The sequence below is a fragment of the Pseudoalteromonas sp. MEBiC 03485 genome, assembly GCF_004195145.1.
GTDB lineage: Bacteria > Pseudomonadota > Gammaproteobacteria > Enterobacterales > Alteromonadaceae > Pseudoalteromonas > Pseudoalteromonas apostichopi.
The window spans coordinates 1,802,670-1,822,372 of sequence record NZ_SGBT01000001.1 but is presented as its reverse complement, the minus strand read 5'-3'; the positions used below and the strand labels follow the sequence as shown (position 1 = coordinate 1,822,372).

Below are 19,703 nucleotides of genomic sequence, written 5' to 3'. Positions count from 1 at the left end.
TCTTATTGCGTGATGCTATTGTAATCTATTGCGCTTAATAGTTTAACCAGCTTTTTCGTAGGCGCTGCAAGACCAACTTCAACTGACTCATCAAGCGGATACCAAACCAATTGACGCTCATTGATAAGATCAGGAATGTTCGGCAGTGTTAAAACATGCGGATTAATAGTCAGCTCAAAATGCGAAAATATATGGGTAAATGCTTCAAGTGCCTGCGTATCGTTAGATAAACCATGCTGGGCTAAAAATGTTTCTAGCTCAGTTAACTCGCTAAACTCAAAAAAGCCAAACAAACCACCCCATATCCCTGAGCTTGGGCGTTTTTCCATGAGTACTTTATTGTCACAGGCTAGAATAAGCTGATGACATGACTTTTTAGGCACTGCTTTTTTAGGCTTTGAATGTGGAAACTCTTTAACTTTACCTTCATTAAAAGCAAGGCATTTACTATTTAAAGGGCAAGGCTCACAGTCGAATTTACTCCGCGAACAAAGGCTTGCTCCTAAATCCATCATTGCCTGATTAAACTCAGTGACCGACTCTTTAGGCGTTAATTGCGATGATAATGACCAAAGTTGATTTTCGACCTTTTTCACTCCATACCAGCCTTCAACCATAAAAAAGCGTGCTAGTACTCGTTTAACATTGCCGTCTAGAATTGGATGATGTTGGCCAAGCGATAAAGACAAGATTGCCCCAGCAGTTGAACGTCCAATACCCGGCAAGTCCATCACCTCTTCAAGAGTTGTTGGAAATTTACCTTGGTATTTATCGCGGACTATTTTTGCCGTTTTATGCAAGTTGCGCGCACGGGCGTAATAGCCAAGCCCTGTCCAGTGGTGTAGCACCTGATCTTCATCCGCATTTGCAAGCGCAATGATGTCAGGAAAGCTTTGCATAAACTTTTCAAAGTAAGGAATAACAGTAACGACCTGAGTCTGCTGTAGCATAACCTCAGAAATCCATACTTTATAAGGGGTTTTATTTAACTGCCATGGCAGCGTTTTACGGCCGTGAAGGTGATACCAGTCAACCACTTGGTTTGCAAACCAAGTTGACTCCTTATTGCTTAAATTCAAAATAACGTCTTTACCTGCTGAAGCTCATTGCGGCCAAGTCTATTGCAGTTAGTTAGGCCAAGCAAGTCGAACAGCAGCAGCTTTACCTCAATGTCAAAATTAATCTCGCAAGATAAACAGGCCCTGACTATTGTACTCAAGGCGCTGGTCAGGGATAATACGCAACCTTTTTCTATAGTCAGTGTTTTTATCAGGCCAAATTTATGAATGATTCAAGCAACCCAAACCTCGAGCAAGCAAAGCAAGAGGGTAAATATATCCGCACGATTCGTAGTTTCGTTAAGCGCGAAGGTCGCCTAACAAAAGGCCAAGCCGCCGCCATCGAAAAGTGTTGGCCAACGATGGGCCTTGAGCACAAAAATGGCATGCTAAACCTAGCTGAAGTGTTTGGTAACGATAACGATGTCGTACTAGAAATCGGCTTTGGCATGGGCAAATCGCTAGTTGAAATGGCTAAAAACGCACCTGAGCTTAACTTCATTGGTATTGAAGTTCACCGCCCGGGTGTGGGTGCCTGTTTAATGGATGCGGACGAAGCTGGTATAACAAACTTACGTGTATTCGAACACGATGCGGTTGAAGTGCTTGCTGATTGTATTGCTGATGAAAGCTTATCTAAGCTGCAATTATTCTTCCCTGATCCATGGCATAAAAAACGTCACCATAAGCGTCGTATTGTACAACCTGAGTTTGCGCAAAAATTACGTAGCAAGTTAAAAATTGGTGGTGTTTTCCATATGGCGACTGACTGGGAAAACTATGCTGAACATATGCTTGAAGTAATGCAAGTTGCTGAAGGTTACAAAAACCAGTCAGAAACCAACGATTACGTTCCTCGCCCAGACTCACGTCCACTGACAAAGTTTGAACAACGTGGTCACCGCTTAGGTCACGGCGTATGGGATCTAATGTTTGAGCGTACTAAGTAATAGAAGGTAAAAGCAACATGAGTAAGTTAACCAATCCAAGTTTATTATTGCTTCGAAATGAAGACGAACTTATTGGAAAATCGATTTTAGTGGTTAACTTTGAGCAAGATGGCTTTTTACACGAACTTAAAACACTCAATCCTGACTCAGTAATTACCGCGTTCAGCTATAACCACGCAAATTTCATGTATGCCAGCAAAATTGCCGGCGTACATGCTGTGGTTGATCACACTATTCCACATGGTAACTACGATTTAGTTATCTACTATTACCCTAAAGCTAAGCCAGAAGCACAAATGTGCCTTGATAACATCCGTGCTGTTTGTCATCAAGATGTACAACTTTTTGTGGTAGGTGAAAATAAAAGCGGTGTTAAATCAGCAGAGAAACAGCTAAAAGACCACTGTAATTTTAGTAACAAAATCGATAGTGCTAAGCACTGTATTTTGTATTTATTCTCTGAGCTTACGCTAAACGATAGCTTTGATATCAGCCGTTACCATAAGCAATTTCAGGTAAAAGCGGGCGAAGTCGAATTTACTGCGATCAGTGTGCCAGGGGTATTTAACCATGGTGCTCTTGATGTTGGTACTGCGGTACTTTTAAATAATGCGCCAAGTATTAGCAAGGGCAAAGTACTCGACTTTGCTTGCGGCGCCGGCATTATTGCTACTTACTTAGGTTTAAAGCAGCCTGAGCTTGAATTTGTTTGTAGCGATGTAAGTGCATTAGCAACTTATGCCACTGAGCAAACACTGGCGTTAAATCACCTTAAAGGCCAAACGGTATTGAGTGATGGCTTGGCAAATATTAATGGTAAGTTTGACTTAATCATCAGTAATCCGCCTTTCCATACCGGTATTGCTACAGACTACACCATTGCCGAAGCATTTCTTAGCTCAGCTAAGCAGCACTTAAGTAAACAAGGTCAGTTGACCATAGTTGCAAACAGCTTCTTAAAATACCCACCTATTTTAGAAGCGCAATTTGGCCAATACAGTACCGATTTCAAGAATACTAAATTTGCAGTTTACTCAGCTAAATAAAAGTTGAGTAAATAGCTTATTCGTAGTAAAAATATTTTTTAAAATATTTAGTTACTTTCAATTGTCTTTGCTAGACTAAACTCTTACTAATAACAAAAATTCTGGCCTTCAAAAGCGCATGCCGACATTTTCGACACAAACAAGTATTCGTAAAGCGTTGACCAATGCGGTAATGCTAGTTACTGCGTTATGTTTGTCTTTGTCTATTTCTATTTCGACTTACTTAGATGTCAAAGAGCAAAAAGCACTGATTGTCGATAAAATCTCTATTCTATCGAAAATAATCGCCTACAATGCACAAATCACCGTATTGTTTGATGATAACGAAACAGAATCTGAGCGCTTAAAATCATTTGAGTCTGTGCCGCTCATTAAAAACATCCACATCTACTCAATCGATGAGTTATCAAACGAACCAGTGTTTTTTAGTAGTTTTAATGCCAACCGAACACCACCTGTACCCATTAAAGTCGGTAGCATCGATAATTTATTAGAACCGCGTTTTAAAGATGAAGATATAGAGCTAATAACACCTATCGTATACGAAGGCGACACCATTGGTTACGTGTACGTTCGCGGCGGCTTAGATAGGCTAAATCAGTACATTAATCGTAAGATTATCATCGATATTTTGCTCACCTTATTTGTTCTAGTTTTGGTGTACTTTGTTGCTCGACGTATTCAAAAACGCATTGCAAACCCTATTGATGAGCTGAGTAACTTGCTGCAAGATGTATCGAAAAATCATAACTATGAAACTCGTGCGAAAAAAACCAATATTGATGAAATAAATCAACTTGCTGGCAGCTTAAACATCATGCTCGCGCGCACTAAAAAGCAAATTGAGCGCCACGAAAAAGACAAACAAGAGATTAAACAACTAAACCAAAGCCTTGAAGAAAAAGTAAACCAGCGCACAATCGCATTACGTGAGGCTAACCAAGAGCTACTCAACACCCTTGAGCGAATGCATCAATACCAAAACCAAATCGTCGAAAACGAAAAAATGGCGTCACTAGGCCAAATGGTTGCTGGCGTTGCCCATGAGGTAAATACACCTATTGGTTTGGGCATTACAGGCTCTACTCTACTCCGTGATAAACTCGCTGAAATTAATGCCCTATTTGAACAAAAAACTCTAACTTCAGCACACTTAAAACGCTTTATTAATGACGGCATTGAAAACTTAGACCTCATCTATCGCAACCTAAATCGCGCTGCTGAACTAGTTTCTAGCTTTAAGAAAGTTGCCGTTAATCAAGATGTCGAAGTCACCACCAAAATAAACTTAAATAATTTATTGAGCGATGTAGTGATGTCGATGCGCTCTGAAATTCAATACCGTAATCCAAAAATCACGATTAACTGCAACAATGATGTTAGTATTGAAACCAAATCTGGACCGTTACAACAAGTGCTACAACAGCTGTTAAGTAACTCGGTGATACATGCATTTAGTGACGATCAAAATAACGAAATCACCTTTAACGTTGAGCGCAACGAAAGTAGCTTGAGCATTCATTACTTTGATAATGGCCATGGTGTAGAAAAATCGATTCGAAAACGTATTTTTGACCCATTTGTGACGACTAAACGTGGTGAAGGTGGTAGTGGTTTAGGCATGCACTTGGTGTATAACCTAGTGACTCAAGCACTCGGTGGTAGCATCGTATACGATGAACTAGTCCAAGAAGGTACACACTTTATAATTACCCTGCCGTTGCAAGAAGGTGCAGCGTAATGAGATTAGTGAGTTGTATCTTATTAACTTTGCTTGTTGTGTGCCCGGTATCTGCAAAATCACCTGACCAGGTAAAATCGGCATTTTTGTATCAAATTGCCAAGTTCACTAAGTTTAATGAGCAAATGGATCCTCCACCTATTTCATTCTGTTTTTATGACTTAGATAAAGGCCCTGGTGCGTTTCTTAAAGATAGAAATGAACTGCAAATTAACAAAAAGCCAATCAAAGTTATATTAGTGAAAAAAACCCAGCAAATTTCTGAACTTTCTCAAGTTTGTGATATCACATACATTGATGAAACATTAGAAAATGATATACTTCCACTTTGGACCGATACAATTTCATTGGATACTTTAACGATAGGTGAAAGTATCAGCTTTTTAGAAAATGGCGGTATAGCCTCTCTGGTTCAAGAAGGAAATAAAATCCGACTGTATATCAATAAGCAGCACGTATTGCAGCATAACTTTAAAGTGCAATCTCGATTGTTAGCTATGGCTAAGTTTTATCCAAATTGATTTTACTTGTTAACAATTGGATCTAATCCTATAATCTCTAGTATTCGGTTTTGCTTGATAATACCGAATTTTTGTAAATAAAATTTCCGAAAAGGTTAATATACAATGCAAACGCCAGTCATTCTGATCGTAGAGGATGAAGACGTAACTCGACTAAACCTCGTTAGTTTATTTGAAGCTGAAGGTTACAAAGTTATTGAAGCCATTGATGGCGATGATATGCATGACAAGCTTACAAATAATGATGATGTGAACCTTGTAGTTATGGACATCAACCTACCAGGTAAAAACGGGCTAATCTTAGCGCGTGAATTACGTCAAAAACGTAACGTTGGTTTAATTTTCTTAACAGGTCGTGACAACGACGTTGATCGCATTTTAGGTCTTGAAATTGGTGCTGATGATTACATCACTAAACCTTTCAACCCTCGCGAATTAACTATTCGTGCTCGTAACCTTATTTCGCGCACAGCCCTTGGTGGCGAAGAAGCGAATATCGAAACAAATGGTGTTATCACATTTAACGGTTGGGAACTTGATGAAAACAGCCGTTGTTTAACATCACCAAGTGGCGATGCGAAGCGTTTACCTAAAGGTGAATACCGCGCGCTACGCTTAATGCTTGACTCACCGGGCCGTATTTTCAGCCGTGAGCAATTAATCAAGCACATGACTGGTCGTGAGCTTCGCGCTAATGACCGTACTGTAGACGTAACGATTCGTCGTATCAGAAAACACTTTGAAAGCGATAACAGCACATCTGAGCTAATCAGCACCATCCATGGTGAAGGCTACCGCTTCATTGGTAAAATCGACAGCTAATTAGAATTAATCTTCTAACTGTTGCAAGAATAATTGGAGGGCTTCACGCCCTTCATTTATTTTAACTGCTAGTTCATCAAGCCACAGTTGTAACTCTTCACTACTTTCATCAAGCGCGCCGTGTTCCATCTTCTTAGCGTGTAACTGCACATCGTTTAAGCCTACAGAACCAGCCGCACCTTTTAATTTGTGTGCCACCGATTTGTACTCTTCTCTATCATCTGCCGCTAAGGCATCTGCCAGCTCAGTTTGGTACTGAGGGTTTAACTTATTAAATAACTCACAGCTACGATTAAATATAACCAGCCCCATAGAGCCTACAAAGTCTTCGATGGTTTCTATGTCGAGTAACTCAATGCGAATACCTGATAAATCTTTTTCAGTCACAGCTTTGATTGGCTCAGGCTGACAGTTTTTTTGCTGTTTGATATCAAATAGCTCGCCGAGCATTTTATCGAGTTTAGTGGTGTTGATAGGCTTGGCAAGTGCTCCTTGAATATTGATGCCAGCAAGCTCTTCTTCGGCGCTACGTACGTTGGCAGTCAAGGCGACGATTGGCAGCTTATCAAAGTGTTCATCGTCACGAATTTGACGAGCTACTTCATCACCATTGATATCAGGTAATTGCATATCAAGCAGAACTAGATCTAAGTCATCTTCTGTATAGACAAACGACAGCGCATCTTCACCAGTTTCAGCCCAAATAACTTCGTGCCCTCGCTGCTCAAGTAAGTTAGTAGCTATTTCAGCATTTAACGGCACATCTTCCACTAAAAGAATATTTAAGCTACGAACTGCATAACTTTGCTCTGTAGGCGCAATACATAACTGAAGCGGTATTTCGACTACAAAAACACTGCCCTCACCTTCTGTACTGCTGACATTAATTTCACCTTTCATCGCGCTAACGAGTGCTTTCGTTACCGCAAGGCCGATACCAGAGCCGATGGCATTAGTACCATTGATATCAGGTGCTTTATAGTACATGTCAAAAATACGGTGTAGTTGCTCTTGCGGAATACCCTGCCCTGTATCACTGACTCGCATAACTAACCACGGACCATCGGCACGATTCTCACGACGACATTCAAGTTCAACATGGCCTTGTTGAGTAAACTTAACCGCATTGTTGATAAGGTTCCAAACAACTTGGCGTAAACGAGTTGGGTCGAGCGATGCGTAAACATCCAGCGTACCTTTGCGCTTAATATTGAACTCTAGCCCTTTTTGTTCAGCAATCAGACCGGCAAAGTTCACTACATCATTAATAAAGTCGGCCACGTTGACTGAGTCGGCAACAATATCGAGCTGCTCACGGTCAATTTTATCTAAATCAATAATATCATTAAAAATATTGCCAAGGGTTTCGGCACTCGAAAATACCGTGTTACACCAGCTACGTTGCTGTTTATCTAGTTCAGTATCAAGTAGCATGCGGGTTAAACCCACAATACCGTTAAGCGGCGTTCTTAACTCATGACTTAAAGTCGCAATGAACTTACCTTTATCTTTATAGGCTGCTTCAAGTGCTTGTGCTGCTTCTTTACGACTGGTGATATCACGTCCAAAAGCAAGTAAACCAATGTACTCACCTTTTTCATTAATAAAGGGTAACTTACGCATTTCAAACCAACGCTTTTCACCCCCTACTGGATATTCAACATCAAGAGTGAGAGCTTGGTGAGTTTGTGATACTTTTTTATCGGTGCGCAGTACCTCAGGTAAATAATCACTTGGGTAGATTTCTTCAACACTTTTACCTATTAACTCATCGCTGCTTTTCCCTATCACTTGTTCGAACATTTTATTACAGCCAGCAAATACGCCGTTGTTGTCGCGGTAATAAAACAAATCGGGAGACGAGTCGACAATAGAGCGCAATAACATACCTTGTTGTGCTAGCTCTTGTTGGGTTTTCTTACGCTCGGCAATTTCACGCCTGAGTTCTTCGATTGCTCTGTGTTTGGCATGAAACGCCATTTTACGCTCATCAATCTCTTCATTTAAGCGACTGATATTGTCTTTTAGCGTTTGGTTGAGTAGTTTTTCTTGTTTGGTTGCGCTATCTAGATAGCTGTAAGAGGCTTCTAACTGACGAATTGAGTTAAGCAGCACAGTAATTAAAATCGGCGATACCACCGCAGTGAAGAACATCACCGCCAAAACATCAACTAAAGTTACCGTACCGACTGCTACATAATAAAACATGCACGATAAGATCAGCGACATGACCAATAATAAGGCATAACAGGCGGCGGCAGTTTTAAACTCACCGTATTTAGAAATAAAGCTTGAGAGTGTGCGAGCCCACGGACTCAAAGAAGAATCAATCATATATTAAAGCTTAGGCACATAATCGAAAAAAAACAGCATAGCTGATTTTATCACTATTCCTTTAGAAATATTCATATTGTGCGATAAACATAGAATTTTTTCATCAACGCCGCTTTTTTATATTTTTTCATGTAAAATACCGCGCTTTAATAATTGCAAAGAATGAGTATTACCATGCAAACCACGATGCCAGATATTGCTGATACGGCTCCCGCCCTACAAACAGGTAAATTAGACTGGGTTGGCATGGGCGAAATTGAACTTCCTTTCATTTTTGAAACTCGCAATATTGCCCCTGTAAATGTAATTGCCAAGGCACGAGCTTTTGTAAACTTGCATAAAGAAGACGCGAAAGGCATTCACATGTCGCGTTTATTTTTAGCGTTAGACACTTTATCAACCGAGCAGCAAGTTAATCCACAAACACTTGCCCAAGCACTTGATGCCTTTATTAGTAGTCATGATGATTTAAGTGACCAAGCACAAATCGAATTTAAATTTGAGCTGCCTTTACGTCGTAAATCTTTATTAAGTGGCAAAGTGGGTTGGAAAAACTACCCTATTCACCTGATCGCGAAGATCAACCAAGGTGTTTTAAGCTTTGAGTTAATGGTTGATGTAACTTACTCGTCAACATGCCCATGTTCAGCAGCCCTTGCTCGTCAATTAATTCAAAATGCGTTTAGCGAAAAGTTTGCAGAGCAAAATGTTGATAAGCAAACTGTTTTAGAATGGCTAGGCACAACTGACGGAATTGTTGCTACACCACACTCACAGCGTTCAATTGCAAACGTGAAAGTAAAACTCGATAGTAACGTTGACAGTTTTGATGTGGTTGGCTTAATTGATGCGTTAGAAGCTGAGCTAAAAACACCTGTGCAAGCGGCAGTTAAACGTGAAGATGAGCAAGAATTTGCCCGCTTAAATGGTCAAAACTTAATGTTCTGCGAAGATGCTGCACGTAAAATTAAAGGCTTACTTGAACAGCATAACTACGCAGATTATTGGTTGCAAATCAATCACTACGAATCACTTCATGCCCATGACGCAGTAGCAATCGCAGTTAAAGGAATTGCAGGCGGATACACAGCTTAAAAATTTCGAGTACCTCCACACACTTAGGCACGCTAATTGCTTTTAATTTTCAGTGTCAATTTGTTGTTGTGGAGTTACCGTATGGAATTCGCTTTATTATCAATTTTAGTTTTAGTCGTAGTAGCCTCTGTTGTTGCGTCGAAGTTTACCGATGAAGGCGGAAACCCCTATCCTTTCACTCGTAAGCAAACTGTTTTTACGCAAGTTGAGAGTGCTTTTTTACATCTTCTTGAACGTGCTGTAGGCGATCAGTATAAAATCGTAAGCCGCGTTAAACTGATTGATTTAATCGACTGTAAACAAGGTTTATCGGTAAAAGCTAAACGCGCAGCGATGGCTAAAGCCAAAAACAAACAGTTAGATTATGTACTTATCGACAAAGATAAACTAACTATTGTTGCCGCTGTTGATTTGGTAAATAACACCAACCGCGACGGCCACAAAGCTCAACGAGATTGGTTTGTTAGCGGCGCATTAGAAGCTGCAGGCATTCCACATATTCGTATGAAGGTAAAATCAGGTTATCAACCAAGAGAAGTACGTGATGCAATCATGTTTAAGCTTGGTAAACCTGCAGCAGCACCAGTTAGACCGGCACGTAACCGCGTAACTAAACCAGCCGTGTTGTCACCATCACAAGCAAAAGCACACTCAACGGCGCTCGCTGAAATCTAGCCTGTCATAATATTGGCAAAAGCAGACTTTAAAGTCTGCTTTTTTGTTTGTTTTAGCTGTTTTTAGGTATAATCATTCTATTCAATCTAAGGAATCAAATATTATGCACGTTGGTATTATTGGCGCGATGGAGCCAGAAGTAAAAATCTTACGCGAAGCGATGGCAAACCCAAGCATCATGACTAAAGCTGGTTTTACATTTTACACCGGTGAATTAGCGGGTAACACTGTTACTTTAGTTCAATCTGGCATTGGTAAAGTAGCTTCTGCAGTAGCAACAACACTACTAATCGATAACTTCAGCCCAGATTGTGTGATCAACACAGGTTCTGCAGGTGGTTTTGAACCGTCACTAAATGTAGGCGATGTGGTTATCTCTTCAGAAGTGCGCCATCACGATGTAGACGTTACTGCATTTGGTTACGAAATTGGCCAAGTACCACAAATGCCAGCAGGCTTTGCTGCACACCCTAAACTGATTGAAGCGGCAGAGCAAAGCGTAAACCAAATCAGCGATGTTAAAACCATGATTGGCCTAATTTGTACCGGTGATTCATTTATGTGTGACCCAGTACGAATTGAAAAAACACGCGCTGAATTCCCAACGATGCTTGCTGTAGAAATGGAAGGTGCGGCAATTGCTCAAGCTTGCCACGTATTAGAAACACCATTTGTTGTGATTCGTTCAATGTCTGACATTGCTGGTAAAGAATCGCCGCAATCATTTGAAGAGTATATCGAAACTGCATCTATCAACTCTTCTAAAATGGTGGTTGCTCTACTTGAAAAACTGACGTCGGTGAGTTTATAAGGTGATTACAAATATTGTTCAAAACCATTTGGACATTATTGTATTTTTTGTAGCGCTCTTAGCTGAGCGCTTCTTTCCTTTGGTTAGTTGGTATCATCCAAACACCTTTTTAACCGTTATTTTCTCTGCACTCGGCGAGCGTTTATACAACCCAACGAACCCCAAAAGCTATCAGTATTTAGCCTCAACTTTGGCTTTTACACTCACTATTTTAGTGATAGTGACATTGATCGTGCTGTTTTTAGAGTTTGCTTTTTACCCTGAGTTATTAAATGGCTTAATTTTATATTTGTTACTCAGTAGCCGCGCTCAAGAGAAGAAATCTTTACGTATTGCCAGATTACTCAAGCTCAATCAAAAAGCGACAGCTAGAGAGCTACTAGCTAGCCTCGTTGCTCGTGATGTATCACGTTTATCAGATCCTGGAATTTGCAAAGCAACGATGGAGTCACTGGTGCTACAAAGTGCACGGCATTATTTTGCCGTTATTTTCTTTTATATACTTGGCGGCGCTATCCTTGCTTTGGTTTATCGCTTACTCACATTAATTCATCAAGCATGGCGAAAAAACCGCAAACCCGACAACCCGTTTTTGGCTCCCATTGCTAAGCTCCTGTTTGTATTGGAGTGGCTACCCACTCGATTAGTCGCATTAACGATTGCAGCAACCAATGCCAGCAAGCAATGTATTCATTATATAAAACACTATGGCAGACACTTTTATCAAACCAATACAGGGTGGCTGTTGAGTGTTACATCGGCTGCTTTGCAAGTGCAGTTAGGTGGCCCTGCCCTATACCAAGGTGAGCGCTTTAATAAAATGCGTGTTGGTACCGATCGCCTACCAAATGCTGATGATATTCCCGCATTAGTCAATCGTTTAAATCAAGCGAAAGCATTTTGGTTACTGCTTATAGTCGGGATTGAAGTAATTAGCCTATTCACAAACTAATCAAAATATAAGCACAAAAAAACCAGCCGCAGCTGGTTTTTTTATACCTATTAGCTTTATTAAGCTAAGGTGATTTTAGCAAACTTACGCTTACCTACTTGGTAAATCTGTGTTGTACCTTTAGCAACTTCAAGCTTAGTATCCGTTACTTTTTCTTCACCATTAATCTTTACAGCGCCTTGCTTAATCATACGCATTGCTTCTGATGTACTTGCTACAAGGTTAGCTTCTTTTAATAAATTAGTGATGAACACAGTGTCTTCAGCAATCGTTACTGTTACTTCAGGGATCTCATCTGGTAATGCATTCTTTTGGAAACGCTTGATAAAATCTTGATGAGCGCCTTCAGCTGCTTCTTCACTGTGGAAGCGAGCAATCATTTCTTTCGCTAGCTCAATCTTGATGTCGCGTGGGTTCGCACCATCAGCAACACGCTGTTTAAGTGCAGCAATTTCTTCGATTGATAAGGCACTTAATAAGTCATAGTAACGCCACATTAGCTCATCGCTAATAGACATGACTTTACCAAACATATCGTTAGGCTCATCAGTAATACCAATGTAGTTACCTAATGACTTAGACATTTTTTGAACGCCATCAGTACCTTCAAGCAGTGGCATCATTAATACTGTTTGTGGCTTCTGACCTTCATCTTTTTGTAATTCACGACCCATTAATAGGTTAAAGCGTTGGTCTGTACCGCCAAGCTCTACATCAGCTTCTAATGCAACAGAATCCCAACCTTGTACCAGTGGATATAAAAATTCGTGGATAGCAATTGATTGACCGCCGGCATAACGCTTTTTAAAGTCATCACGTTCTAGCATACGTGCTACTGTTTGACGCGCAGCCAATTTAATCATACCTGCAGCACCGAGGTTCTCCATCCAAGTAGAGTTGAACGCAACAGTAGTTTTAGCAGGGTCAAGTATCTTAAATACTTGCTCTTTATATGTTTCAGCGTTAGCTAGAACATCTTCACGAGTTAACGGTTTACGTGTTACGTTTTTACCCGTTGGATCGCCAATCATACCGGTGAAATCACCGATTAAGAAAATTACTTCATGACCTAGATCTTGGAAGGTTTTCATTTTGTTGATAAGAACTGTATGACCTAAATGCAGATCAGGCGCAGTTGGATCGAAACCCGCTTTGATCTTAAGTTTCTTACCAGACTTTAGCTTTTCAACTAATTCGTCTTCAATTAATATCTCTTCTGCACCGCGTTTTATCTCAGCTAGAGCGGTTTGTAAATCCACTGTGTATTACTCCAAAAATTCAGCTACCGGGGCGTGGTGGCCTGTCAGGGTTATAAATATAGAGCTAAAAACTTTAAAATTTAGCTAGTTAGCACCAAAAGCGACACTAGAAAAAAGCCTAACTTAAATAGTTTAAGAAACAGCCCTGAAGGCAGCGCGCATGATTGTTCTTTATACCGCGTTATTGCAATTTTATGAAGGTACTTTAGTTAACTAATCTAGATTTAGTTTAACCATAGGCATCTGCTGCAATTTCAACCAAAAAAGTTTAACGCGCAGGCCAATTCTAGCGTAAAATAGCGCCAGTTTAAATCTACAAAACACTGGTATTTGCTCTATTTTAGGTATATCCTGCGATATTAGTATTTAAATTTCTTGACAGCAGAAAAGGCACGATATGGTTCACGTAGTGCACAAACTTCCCAAAAAACACAAACTGCTTATTCTCGGTTTGGTTTCTGCTATTGTCGGCTTGGCATTATTGCCTTCTGAAAAAGCCACCGCATCAAAGGACAACAGTGCGAACGCACTTGAAATTGGCAAACGCTACGAATTACAAGTTAAAGTTGATGATAACGAAAAACTAACTGAGCTAAATTCGGAGCAAGCAGCAGCAAAACTTCCAGAATACGAGCTTATCGACCATGAAGTACGTAATGGCGATAATTTAGCACTTATATTCAAACGTGCGGGTTTCTCAGCGCAAACATTACACAAACTAGTTAATACCAACGCTGAAACTCGTAAGTTAACAAAAATTCACCCAGGCGAAATCTTAAGCTTTGCAACGGCCGAAGATGGCTCTCTAGCGCAGCTTCGTTATGTGATTTCAAAAACAGATACCTTATACGTTACATTAAATGACGAAGGTAACTACGACACCGCTATTGATAGCAAAGAAATCGAAACGCTAAGTAAATCAGCTGGCGGTGAGATCTCTAATAGTTTTTGGACGTCTGGTATTGCCGCTGGTCTAAGCGAGCGTCAAATTATGAATTTTGCTGACATCTTTGGTTGGGATGTCGACTTCGCTAATGACATTCGTAAAGGTGACCAATTTGGTCTTATTTACGAAGCTCACTATGTTGATGGTGAGTACATTGGTGATGGTAAAATTATTGCCGCAGAATTTATTAACCAAGGCGAGCGTTATACCGCTATTCGCCATACAGATGGTAACTTCTACACGCCTGAAGGCCGTAGCATGAAAAAAGCCTTCTTACGTGCGCCAGTTAACTTTAAGTATATTAGCTCGAGCTTTAATCCTCGCCGCTTACACCCTGTGACTAAGACGGTAAAACCACATAATGGTATTGATTACGCTGCACGTACAGGTACGCCAGTGGTTTCATCGGGTAATGGTAAAGTAATTAAAGCTGGTTATAGTAAGTACAATGGTAACTACGTTTTTATTAGCCATGGCACACAGTATGTGACTAAATACTTACACTTAAACAAGAAAATGGTTAGAACAGGCCAAAAAGTGAAGCAAGGCCAAAAAATTGGTACCGTTGGTGCGACAGGCCGCGTAACAGGCCCACACTTACACTATGAATTCTTAGTAAACGGTGTGCACCGTAATCCGAAAACAGTCAAACTACCTAAATCAGAGCCTTTACCGCGCGATGAGCTAGCTAAGTTTAAACCAATTGCTGATAACTTCTTAGCGCAATTACAGCGTAACAGAGAGTTACAACTAGCGTTAAATAAGTAGCTAAGTAAACATAATAAAGCCGCTTCAATTGAAGCGGCTTTTTCGTTTCTGAGACAATTCAAGCTAAAACGGTTATGGCATTATCAAACTAAACTTATTGCCGACTCTATTCATACCTTAAATTAAACACGCTCATTACCGATACAATTATTATCTTAATAATACATAGATAAGCTGAATAATTAGCGAAATCATCACTAGTGGCCAAATATACTTTGCATATTTAGTTGCGCCATCAAGCCCCATTTTAGACTGATACTTTTCAAGTAGCGGTATTAGAATAACCAAGGCAACAAAAAGGCAGAGTAAGATAATAAAAATATTCATGATGGCTTCCTTACACAAGAATCATTTAACTACCTAGTCTATAGACAAAAAAAAGCGCAGTAAAATTACTGCGCCAGTCGGTTGGAAGTAAATCGACTTAGCCAACAATAGCTAAAAGAATACCTGCTGCAACGGCACTTCCTAATACCCCTGCTACGTTTGGCCCCATGGCATGCATTAACAAGAAGTTATGCGGGTTGCTCTCAAGACCAACCTTATTAACCACACGTGCTGCCATTGGTACCGCTGATACACCTGCTGCGCCCACTAATGGGTTGATTGGCGATTTAGAGATCTTATTAAGCCCTTTTGCCATAAACACACCTGAAGCTGTACCTATCGCAAAGGCCAAAGCACCTAACACCAAAATACCTATTGTTTCTACGGTTAAGAACTTATCTGCCGCAAGCTTTGAGCCCACCGCTAAGCCTAAGAAAATGGTGGTAATGTTGATGATTTCGTTTTGTGCACTATTACTTAAACGATCAACCACGCCCGATTCACGCATCAAGTTACCCAAGCAAAACATACCTACCAGAGGTGTTGCAGCTGGTAAAAACAAGATGGTTAAACTCAACACCATTAACGGGAAAACAATTTTCTCTTTCTTCGATACAGTACGAAGTTGCGGCATTTGAATTTCACGCTCTTCTTGTGTAGTTAGTGCACGCATAATTGGCGGCTGAATAATTGGCACCAATGCCATGTATGAATAAGCCGCAACTGCGATTGCACCAAGTAAATCAGGCGCTAACTTAGATGCTAAGAAAATAGCTGTTGGACCATCTGCACCACCAATTATGGCAATCGCAGATGCATCTTGTAGTGTAAATTCAAAGCCAGGAATAAAGTTAAGTAGTATTGCACCAAATAGAGTAGCAAAAATACCAAACTGTGCAGCCGCACCTAACAACAACATACGAGGGTTTGCTATCAAGGCACTAAAGTCTGTAAGCGCACCAACCCCCATGAAGATCAAAAGTGGGAACACCCCAGAATCAATCCCGATGTGGTACACATAATAAAGTAACCCACCCGGCTCAGATAACCCGGCCACAGGGATATTCGTTAAAATAGCCCCAAAGCCAATAGGTAATAACAACAGTGGCTCAAAGTTACGTGCAATTGCTAAATAAAGTAACAAGCAACCAACCGCAATCATGATCAATGCCGCAAAGGTAAAATTAGCAATACCCGTGGCATGCCAGAGGTTTAAAACACCATCCATCCTCTGCCTCTCCTATGCTAGCGCGATTAGCGCATCGCCAGTGGCAACAGAGTCACCCTCAGCTACTAATACTTCTGCAATTGTACCTGAGTGTACGGCGCGAACTTCTGTTTCCATTTTCATCGCTTCCATGATAATAACCACATCACCTTCATTTACTGTTTGGCCTGGTTTCACTTTCACTTTGAAAATATTACCAGCCAACGGCGCATTGAGTGTTTCGCCTGCTGACGCTGAAGCAGACTGAGGAATTAATTCACTGTCTTTTAAAGTTACTTCTTTAAGCTCACCACCTTGTGCTACGACGACATCGTAAACTTTACCATCAACTTTAACGCTGTATTGCTCCGCTTTTACAGGGCTTGAAGAAGCAGGTTTGCTTTCAGACTTGGCAACTTCACCTGTTGGAATTGCTTCAAACGCATCTGGGTTGTTGCGGTTTTTAATAAATTTAAGGCCTATTTGTGGGAATAATGCATATGTAAGTACATCATCAATCACGTCATCAGCAAGTTCTAAACCTTGCTCTTTGGCTTCACTTAATAACTCAGCTTCAAGTTTCTCAAGTTCAGGCTCTAATTTATCTGCAGGACGACAAGTAATTGCCTCTGCGCCTTCTAGCACTCGTTCTTGCAGCTCTTTATTCATAGGTGCAGGAGTGGCACCATATTCACCTTTGAGCACGCCCGCAGTTTCTTTAGTAATGGTTTTGTAACGCTCGCCAGTTAATACGTTAAGTACCGCTTGGGTACCTACAATTTGCGAGGTTGGCGTAACCAAAGGAATAAAACCTAAGTCTTCACGAACACGTGGGATCTCAAGTAATACTTGATCAAGCTTATCAGCCGCGCCTTGTTCTTTAAGCTGGTTTTCCATGTTAGTTAACATGCCGCCAGGTACCTGTGCTAATAAGATGCGACCATCAACGCCTTTTAAGCTACCTTCAAAAGCAGCATATTTCTTACGTACATCACGGAAGTAAGCTGCAATTTCTTCTAATTGGTTTAAATCAAGGCCAGTATCTCGCTCTGTGCCTTCGACAATTGAAACTATTGTCTCCGTTGCGCTATGACCATAAGTCATACTCATTGACGAAATCGCCGTATCAAGCATATCAATACCTGCATCGATTGCTTTTTGATAAGTTGCAGTGCTTAAGCCAGTAGTAGCATGGCATTGCATCGCAATAGGAATAGACACGGTTTCTTTTAGGCCTTTGATCAACTGCTCACAATCATATGGCTTTAATAAACCTGCCATATCTTTAATACAAATCGAATGACAGCCAAGCTCTTCAAGCTGTTTTGCAAGTTTCAGCCACATATCAAGTGTATGTACAGGACTTACTGTGTATGAAATTGTACCTTGAGCGTGAGCTCCCACTTTAACAGCTGCTTTAATAGCAGTTTCAAGGTTTCGTACATCGTTCATCGCATCGAAAATACGAAATACATCAACACCATTTTTGTGTGCTCGCTCGACAAACTTTTCGACCACATCATCAGCATAATGACGGTAGCCTAAAAGGTTTTGTCCACGAAGTAACATTTGCTGCTTAGTGTTTGGCATTGCAGCCTTTAGTTCGCGAATACGTTGCCAAGGATCTTCACCTAAATAACGGATACACGAGTCAAACGTTGCCCCCCCCCATGATTCAATTGACCAATAACCCGCATTGTCGAGTTTTTCGGCTATGGGTAGCATGTCGTCTAAGCGCATACGCGTTGCCAAAAGAGACTGGTGTGCGTCACGCAATACTAATTCGGTTAATTTTAATTTAGCCATGTTCGAGCTGCCCCGTTATTTTTGTTTATTTCGAAATTGAGCGATTGCAGCGCTTATTGCTGCAATATGTGCCTGAGGCACACCCTGTTGAGGTTGAATTTTTGCTGTTCGCGTAGGTTCTGCACTTGCAGGATCATCAAATCGACCCACTAGTTTTGACATTAAAGTGACTGCTGTAATCAGAATAGTCAGAAAAACAAACACGCCTACCATGCCTGTTACCATCAAACTGGCCGCAGTGGTGAGTAATCCACCTATATCCATACGACTCCCCTCGCTTACTTAAAATAAAAAGTTATTTTTGTTAAATAATTATGCACCAATAATAACAAACCAAAATCATTTGTATAGCACCATTGTAAATTGGTAAAACCAATTAATTTTAAAATAACATGCCGCACATATAATTAACACCCTACATTTCCATCATTCAAAGCCTCGATATAGATGATATAAATAGTCGATATAGCCATAAGTTATATGTTCAGCTATTAACTAAAAACCAGCAAGCGTCTAAAAACCACACACAACAAGGTGTTAGACTTTACCAACCAATAAAAAGTTAAATTGGTCTTACCAATGCTGTGGCAATCTGATGTTTTCCTCATGCAACTCAATATGAAAAAATATCACTATGAATAACTTACATGCTTACTCGTAAATGTTACCAAGTGATGAACATCTACCAGCATCACAAATAAAGGTAAACCATTGAAATAAAACAAGTAAAACATCTGGCACAGAACTCGCTTCAGTTACATCGAACTTTAGAAAATTTAAATAGCCAAGGAGACCATTATGTTACGCTGGACCATTACTTTTTTAGTTATCGCGTTAATCGCAGCAGTGTTAGGTTTTGGTGGTATCGCAGGAGCCGCTGCAGGCATCGCTAAAATTATCTTTTTTATATTTTTAGTACTACTAGTTATTTCACTGGTATCTGGAGCTCTTAGAGGTAACGCCCCTAAGTAGTTATAAGCAAATAACCACTTAATTTATTTTATTTACAAGGAATTTCGTTATGAAAAATTCAACTTTGAAAGCCGCTACTATCGCTCTATTTTCAGGTCTATTCATCATGGGTTGTGAAGATAACTCGGCAGAAGATGCAGGTGAGCGTATTGATGAAGCAATTACTGATACACAAAATGCTGTTGAAGACACATGTGAAGAAGTAAAAGAAGGTGTTAACGCAGAAGAAACTAACTGCTAATCACAACACTTTATGAAGAAAGCGGCCAAGTGTCGCTTTTTTTGTGTATGCAAGTTAGCAAGTCTAGGCTGCCTGCTGCTTGTGTCAAGGAGCTTGCTAACTTTACTCTTTCCCCCAGAAACTCGCTAATTTGTTAGGTTTCGCTCCGCTCTACCCTACGCCACGTAGGTCG

Annotated in this window: 19 protein-coding genes; 12 read left to right on the top strand and 7 right to left on the bottom strand. The window is 40.5% G+C overall.

Features of this window, described 5'->3' with window-relative positions:
* Positions 1-2: 2 nt before the first annotated feature.
* Positions 3-1,082, bottom strand: coding sequence for an A/G-specific adenine glycosylase (mutY, locus tag EVU92_RS08395; protein ID WP_130050840.1), 1,080 nt, complete (start codon positions 1,080-1,082; stop codon positions 3-5).
* Positions 1,083-1,282: 200 nt separating this feature from the next.
* On the opposite strand from mutY, the gene trmB reads away from it, so the two are divergent.
* From trmB to arcA, 5 genes are all read left to right on the top strand, one after another.
* Positions 1,283-2,008: a tRNA (guanosine(46)-N7)-methyltransferase TrmB gene (trmB, locus tag EVU92_RS08390; RefSeq protein ID WP_130050839.1), complete on the top strand. Its 726-nt coding sequence runs from the start codon at positions 1,283-1,285 to the stop codon at positions 2,006-2,008.
* A 17-nt stretch (positions 2,009-2,025) separates the two neighbouring features.
* Positions 2,026-3,054 (top strand): 16S rRNA (guanine(1207)-N(2))-methyltransferase RsmC, encoded by a 1,029-nt coding sequence (gene rsmC / locus EVU92_RS08385; RefSeq protein ID WP_130050838.1) that lies wholly within the window; start codon positions 2,026-2,028, stop codon positions 3,052-3,054.
* Positions 3,055-3,172: 118 nt separating this feature from the next.
* On the top strand, positions 3,173-4,795 hold the full coding sequence (locus EVU92_RS08380) for an ATP-binding protein (RefSeq protein WP_130050837.1): 1,623 nt from the start codon (positions 3,173-3,175) through the stop codon (positions 4,793-4,795).
* The gene (locus EVU92_RS08375) at positions 4,795-5,316 is read left to right on the top strand and encodes a YfiR family protein (RefSeq protein ID WP_130050836.1); all 522 of its coding nucleotides are present in this window, start codon (positions 4,795-4,797) and stop codon (positions 5,314-5,316) included. Before EVU92_RS08380 ends, EVU92_RS08375 begins: the two co-directional genes overlap by 1 nt.
* Before the next feature lie 105 nt (positions 5,317-5,421).
* Entirely contained in the window at positions 5,422-6,138 is a 717-nt protein-coding gene (arcA, locus tag EVU92_RS08370) for a two-component system response regulator ArcA (protein ID WP_054551295.1), read from the top strand.
* A 6-nt stretch (positions 6,139-6,144) separates the two neighbouring features.
* On the opposite strand, the gene arcB is transcribed toward arcA, so the two are convergent.
* Positions 6,145-8,472 (bottom strand): aerobic respiration two-component sensor histidine kinase ArcB, encoded by a 2,328-nt coding sequence (gene arcB, locus EVU92_RS08365; protein WP_130050835.1) that lies wholly within the window; start codon positions 8,470-8,472, stop codon positions 6,145-6,147.
* A gap of 174 nt (positions 8,473-8,646) precedes the next feature.
* Between arcB and folE2 the strand changes: the two genes are divergently transcribed.
* From folE2 to ampE, 4 genes are all read left to right on the top strand, one after another.
* On the top strand, positions 8,647-9,567 hold the full coding sequence (gene folE2 / locus EVU92_RS08360; RefSeq protein WP_130050834.1) for a GTP cyclohydrolase FolE2: 921 nt from the start codon (positions 8,647-8,649) through the stop codon (positions 9,565-9,567).
* Between the two features lie 81 nt (positions 9,568-9,648).
* A complete protein-coding gene (locus tag EVU92_RS08355) occupies positions 9,649-10,242 on the top strand; it encodes a DUF2726 domain-containing protein (protein WP_130050833.1) in 594 nt (197 codons plus the stop codon).
* Positions 10,243-10,345: 103 nt separating this feature from the next.
* The gene (gene mtnN / locus EVU92_RS08350) at positions 10,346-11,053 is read left to right on the top strand and encodes a 5'-methylthioadenosine/S-adenosylhomocysteine nucleosidase (protein WP_130050832.1); all 708 of its coding nucleotides are present in this window, start codon (positions 10,346-10,348) and stop codon (positions 11,051-11,053) included.
* Between the two features lies 1 nt (position 11,054).
* Positions 11,055-12,005: a regulatory signaling modulator protein AmpE gene (gene ampE, locus EVU92_RS08345; RefSeq protein WP_130050831.1), complete on the top strand. Its 951-nt coding sequence runs from the start codon at positions 11,055-11,057 to the stop codon at positions 12,003-12,005.
* A gap of 59 nt (positions 12,006-12,064) precedes the next feature.
* Here ampE and tyrS read toward each other — a convergent pair whose 3' ends face one another.
* Complete coding sequence (gene tyrS / locus EVU92_RS08340) at positions 12,065-13,264, bottom strand: tyrosine--tRNA ligase (protein ID WP_130050830.1); 1,200 nt, start codon at positions 13,262-13,264, stop codon at positions 12,065-12,067.
* A gap of 397 nt (positions 13,265-13,661) precedes the next feature.
* Here tyrS and EVU92_RS08335 point away from each other — a divergent pair, with 397 nt between their 5' ends.
* On the top strand, positions 13,662-14,978 hold the full coding sequence (locus EVU92_RS08335; protein ID WP_130050829.1) for a peptidoglycan DD-metalloendopeptidase family protein: 1,317 nt from the start codon (positions 13,662-13,664) through the stop codon (positions 14,976-14,978).
* A gap of 150 nt (positions 14,979-15,128) precedes the next feature.
* On the opposite strand, the gene EVU92_RS21565 is transcribed toward EVU92_RS08335, so the two are convergent.
* From EVU92_RS21565 to EVU92_RS08320, 4 genes are all read right to left on the bottom strand, one after another.
* Positions 15,129-15,305 carry a hypothetical protein gene (locus EVU92_RS21565; protein WP_165385086.1) on the bottom strand — a complete coding sequence of 59 codons (177 nt, stop codon included), beginning with the start codon at positions 15,303-15,305 and terminating at the stop codon, positions 15,129-15,131.
* Between the two features lie 97 nt (positions 15,306-15,402).
* On the bottom strand, positions 15,403-16,533 hold the full coding sequence (locus EVU92_RS08330; RefSeq protein WP_130050828.1) for a sodium ion-translocating decarboxylase subunit beta: 1,131 nt from the start codon (positions 16,531-16,533) through the stop codon (positions 15,403-15,405).
* Between the two features lie 12 nt (positions 16,534-16,545).
* On the bottom strand, positions 16,546-18,318 hold the full coding sequence (gene oadA, locus EVU92_RS08325; protein ID WP_130050827.1) for a sodium-extruding oxaloacetate decarboxylase subunit alpha: 1,773 nt from the start codon (positions 18,316-18,318) through the stop codon (positions 16,546-16,548).
* Between the two features lie 15 nt (positions 18,319-18,333).
* Positions 18,334-18,582: an OadG family transporter subunit gene (locus tag EVU92_RS08320; protein WP_130050826.1), complete on the bottom strand. Its 249-nt coding sequence runs from the start codon at positions 18,580-18,582 to the stop codon at positions 18,334-18,336.
* A 534-nt stretch (positions 18,583-19,116) separates the two neighbouring features.
* Here EVU92_RS08320 and EVU92_RS08315 point away from each other — a divergent pair.
* Together EVU92_RS08315 and EVU92_RS08310 are read left to right on the top strand one after the other, a co-directional pair.
* Complete coding sequence (locus EVU92_RS08315; protein WP_130050825.1) at positions 19,117-19,290, top strand: DUF1328 family protein; 174 nt, start codon at positions 19,117-19,119, stop codon at positions 19,288-19,290.
* Positions 19,291-19,339: 49 nt separating this feature from the next.
* Positions 19,340-19,531, top strand: coding sequence for a hypothetical protein (locus tag EVU92_RS08310; protein WP_130050824.1), 192 nt, complete (start codon positions 19,340-19,342; stop codon positions 19,529-19,531).
* The last annotated feature ends 172 nt before the right edge of the window (positions 19,532-19,703 follow it).

What these genes read in the sequence shown, in the direction of transcription:
- EVU92_RS08335 (WP_130050829.1), top strand. Translation starts at nt 13,662, where the DNA reads ATGGTTCACGTAGTGCACAAACTTCCCAAAAAACACAAACTGCTTATT.
- EVU92_RS21565 (WP_165385086.1), bottom strand. Translation starts at nt 15,305, where the DNA reads ATGAATATTTTTATTATCTTACTCTGCCTTTTTGTTGCCTTGGTTATT.
- arcB (WP_130050835.1), bottom strand. Translation starts at nt 8,472, where the DNA reads ATGATTGATTCTTCTTTGAGTCCGTGGGCTCGCACACTCTCAAGCTTT.
- folE2 (WP_130050834.1), top strand. Translation starts at nt 8,647, where the DNA reads ATGCAAACCACGATGCCAGATATTGCTGATACGGCTCCCGCCCTACAA.
- EVU92_RS08310 (WP_130050824.1), top strand. Translation starts at nt 19,340, where the DNA reads ATGAAAAATTCAACTTTGAAAGCCGCTACTATCGCTCTATTTTCAGGT.
- trmB (WP_130050839.1), top strand. Translation starts at nt 1,283, where the DNA reads ATGAATGATTCAAGCAACCCAAACCTCGAGCAAGCAAAGCAAGAGGGT.
- rsmC (WP_130050838.1), top strand. Translation starts at nt 2,026, where the DNA reads ATGAGTAAGTTAACCAATCCAAGTTTATTATTGCTTCGAAATGAAGAC.
- oadA (WP_130050827.1), bottom strand. Translation starts at nt 18,318, where the DNA reads ATGGCTAAATTAAAATTAACCGAATTAGTATTGCGTGACGCACACCAG.
- arcA (WP_054551295.1), top strand. Translation starts at nt 5,422, where the DNA reads ATGCAAACGCCAGTCATTCTGATCGTAGAGGATGAAGACGTAACTCGA.
- mtnN (WP_130050832.1), top strand. Translation starts at nt 10,346, where the DNA reads ATGCACGTTGGTATTATTGGCGCGATGGAGCCAGAAGTAAAAATCTTA.
- EVU92_RS08355 (WP_130050833.1), top strand. Translation starts at nt 9,649, where the DNA reads ATGGAATTCGCTTTATTATCAATTTTAGTTTTAGTCGTAGTAGCCTCT.
- EVU92_RS08375 (WP_130050836.1), top strand. Translation starts at nt 4,795, where the DNA reads ATGAGATTAGTGAGTTGTATCTTATTAACTTTGCTTGTTGTGTGCCCG.
- EVU92_RS08315 (WP_130050825.1), top strand. Translation starts at nt 19,117, where the DNA reads ATGTTACGCTGGACCATTACTTTTTTAGTTATCGCGTTAATCGCAGCA.
- EVU92_RS08380 (WP_130050837.1), top strand. Translation starts at nt 3,173, where the DNA reads ATGCCGACATTTTCGACACAAACAAGTATTCGTAAAGCGTTGACCAAT.
- EVU92_RS08320 (WP_130050826.1), bottom strand. Translation starts at nt 18,582, where the DNA reads ATGGATATAGGTGGATTACTCACCACTGCGGCCAGTTTGATGGTAACA.
- EVU92_RS08330 (WP_130050828.1), bottom strand. Translation starts at nt 16,533, where the DNA reads ATGGATGGTGTTTTAAACCTCTGGCATGCCACGGGTATTGCTAATTTT.